Annotated in this window: 3 protein-coding genes; 1 reads left to right on the forward strand and 2 read right to left on the reverse strand. The window is 39.3% G+C overall.

What is annotated here, in order from left to right; genetic code table 11:
• Window positions 1-127: 127 nt before the first annotated feature.
• A complete protein-coding gene (locus B5F80_RS11065; protein ID WP_087478877.1) occupies window positions 128-982 on the reverse strand; it encodes a BRO family protein in 855 nt (284 codons plus the stop codon).
• A gap of 147 nt (window positions 983-1,129) precedes the next feature.
• Here B5F80_RS11065 and B5F80_RS11070 point away from each other — a divergent pair, with 147 nt between their 5' ends.
• The gene (locus tag B5F80_RS11070) at window positions 1,130-2,071 is read left to right on the forward strand and encodes a hypothetical protein (RefSeq protein WP_087478878.1); all 942 of its coding nucleotides are present in this window, start codon (window positions 1,130-1,132) and stop codon (window positions 2,069-2,071) included.
• A 28-nt stretch (window positions 2,072-2,099) separates the two neighbouring features.
• On the opposite strand, the gene B5F80_RS11225 is transcribed toward B5F80_RS11070, so the two are convergent.
• Window positions 2,100-2,474: a hypothetical protein gene (locus tag B5F80_RS11225; RefSeq protein ID WP_143747187.1), complete on the reverse strand. Its 375-nt coding sequence runs from the start codon at window positions 2,472-2,474 to the stop codon at window positions 2,100-2,102.
• Between the last annotated feature and the right edge of the window lie 341 nt (window positions 2,475-2,815).

Below are 2,815 nucleotides of genomic sequence, written 5' to 3' on the forward strand. Positions count from 1 at the left end.
AGTGGCACATAGGTTTCCTCCGAGATATAGATTTTGTTTGGTAGCATTATTATATCAGAAACCTATGTGTCATTTTTTATAGGTGTTGCACTTGTATTGTAAATTCGCCGGAAAGAATCGTATTGGATTATGTTTCGTCATCTTTTTTGGTAGTGATTTCAAAAAGAATTTTGGCAAAGTCTATTGCATTCATAGAGGTGACGGCTGGCTTGCCGGTTTCGGCTTCCAACGCTTTGCGGGCAATGCCAGCGACATTACCGCCGCGACGAGCGACCTGTCGATTTTCTTCAAATGTTTCCGGCTGTTCGGCTTTTGATATGTCTGTGGTAGAGGTTTCGGCCAGCATATTCAATACTAATTCCGTCGTGCTCATATTATCACGCAGGTTTTCTTTTTTTAGGCCCTTGAACCGCTTATACTCTCTGGTATTCATTCCGGACCATGCGAGTGTAATTTCATTGGTCAGGATAGCATATTCGGCGCCTTTTTTGATGCCGCGATTCTGCCATTCATCCGTCAATTCCTTGCGGACTTGGATAGCTTGTAACCGCTGATTAATCCATTCCCGGCTGTATCCTTTTTTGAGATATGTTTCAAGGGCCCTGTCGATGGCAAGTTCCGGATCGATTGTTTCGTCGATGCGTTCGCGGCCCACTTCTGCCAGCCATAACTTAAATGGCTCGGCTTTGGGGGAAGGGATAGATTGAATAAGGCGAAGCAGTTGTTCTGTATTTGCGACGTCTGTAAGCCTAAGTTTTCCATCCGAAGCCGGCAATTTCAAACGGCTACAATTTGTAGCCAGTTCAGATCCTTCTTTTTTCAATCGAGTTTTTAATACACTCCAATATTTGCGGGGATTGGAACTATCCGTTAAAGCTGCGATAATATCAACAATGGAAAAATACCATTCTTCCTGTTCGGCATCCCATGCGGACCGTATTTGCCGGTTTTCAAATAGTTGTACTTGATTGTTTGAGGTCATGAGTTTGTCTCCTTGAGCAGTTAAAAGCAAATAAAGGCTGAAATCGTCAGTAATCGGACAAATTTTGCATATCGTCCTATAAATATTGTATTTCTTGAAGAGATAAATTATAATTTAGTCAACCAGAAAAGTTAGGAGGGATGAGCCATGAGTAAAGTTGCAAAAGCAAGAATTGCATATACTGGTCCTGCATTAGATCAGGGCGTAATGGATGTGCGAGACCTGGCTCCGTCGTTGCTAGCTTTTGCTGATTTAGTGAATGACGTTAATAAAGCCATTGGCGGGGAACAAAAGATACAGGTTTTATTGAATCAGGATAGCCTTCAAAGAGGCTCTTTTGATATTACAACCATTTTGCAGTGTTCTATATTAGAACAAGCGAAGCTTTTTATGTCTATGGCAGATGAAAATGGCCTTACTGCCGTTATGGATATTTTAGGCTGGGGTTCTCAGGCAGCGGGAACTGCCGGGGGTATTTTTTCGCTTATCAAATGGATCCGGGGGCGAAAGATAAAGGATGCCGAAAGTAAAGAAAATAAATTTATTCTTCATTTAGACGATGGGGAAATCATTGTTACGACGAACAATATCATGAAGGTGTATTTAAATGCTGATTGCCGTAGGTCCATTGAAAAGGTACTAACGCCGTTGAATAGCGAAGGTATTGAGTCGTTTGAATTGAGAAATCCAGATTGCCCGCAGAACAAAGAGGCGATTGAATCTATTGCTAAGGCAGATGCGTATTATTTCAAAGCGCCGCCCGTAGAATCCATTGAGCAGGAAGAAAACCTTCCAGAGCAAGAAATAACGGTTAAGATCACATCTATTACGTTTGAAAAAGGCAATAAATGGCGTTTAACGGATGGTAATAATACATTTTGGGCCAAGATTGAAGATGAAGAATTTCTGTCCAAAGTTGAACAAGGAAGCATATCTTTCACAAATGGGGATATGCTGCGCATCAGATATTATATCCGTCAAAAAACGAAAGATGACTCGCTTTCCAGCGAATACATTGTTACCAAGGTTCTTGAATTAAAGAAAAGGCCTGAACAAATTAAATTAGATTTTGACATCAAAATAGATTGATTACGAATCCCGCCGCGTGCGGGATTTTTTAGTACGGCCAGATGGAGTAGTAGATTGATTCTCCGGCGGTTTCAGGTGGAATAGACTTCCAGTGCAAGGTATAGGGATTTAATGGAACATTATAGCTTGATATATAGTTACCATTTGCGTCGTAAATTGAAGTACTCAAAGTGGCTACTAACTTACCTTTTCGAATAAATGCATATCGTACAACACTAAAACTACCATCTGTATTGATTATTTTGCACCACACAAATGCAACTTCTGCATTTTTTTCTACTGAAGAATTATCGATATAATATTGTTGGCCACTGTTTGAATTTCCTAAATAATACCAGTCAGCTGCAAAGACTGGGCAGGATAATGATAACAAGGTCAGAAATGCAACAAATAATTTTTTCATAATGATATCTCCGTTTTTACCTCTTAATACATCTGCGCGGTTGTCATTTATCAGTTTTTGATTTTAGCTTATTTTTAGTCCAAATTATGTTACTTATTAGGCAGTAGAATACTAATATTGATACAAGCGTGGTTGTTTCAATATTGTATTTATAAGAGATCAAGATAAATTGTTCGTATATACAGTCTAATACAAGCCCTGTAACCCCGGATATAATAACAGTCATAATTAATGAGCCTGTGAAAAAATCTCTGTAAACATAGATCTTCTATGATACTTGGTAAGCTGAAAGCGAATTTGAGAACTTTCAGCTCATGGTTTATATATAACAACACATGCTG

Source organism: Megasphaera sp. An286 (assembly GCF_002163455.1).
GTDB classification, from domain to species: Bacteria; Bacillota; Negativicutes; order Veillonellales; family Megasphaeraceae; genus Megasphaera; species Megasphaera stantonii.

Coding starts and splice junctions, on each gene's coding strand:
- B5F80_RS11065 (WP_087478877.1), bottom strand. CDS start 982: ATGACCTCAAACAATCAAGTACAACTATTTGAAAACCGGCAAATACGG.
- B5F80_RS11225 (WP_143747187.1), bottom strand. CDS start 2,474: ATGAAAAAATTATTTGTTGCATTTCTGACCTTGTTATCATTATCCTGC.
- B5F80_RS11070 (WP_087478878.1), top strand. CDS start 1,130: ATGAGTAAAGTTGCAAAAGCAAGAATTGCATATACTGGTCCTGCATTA.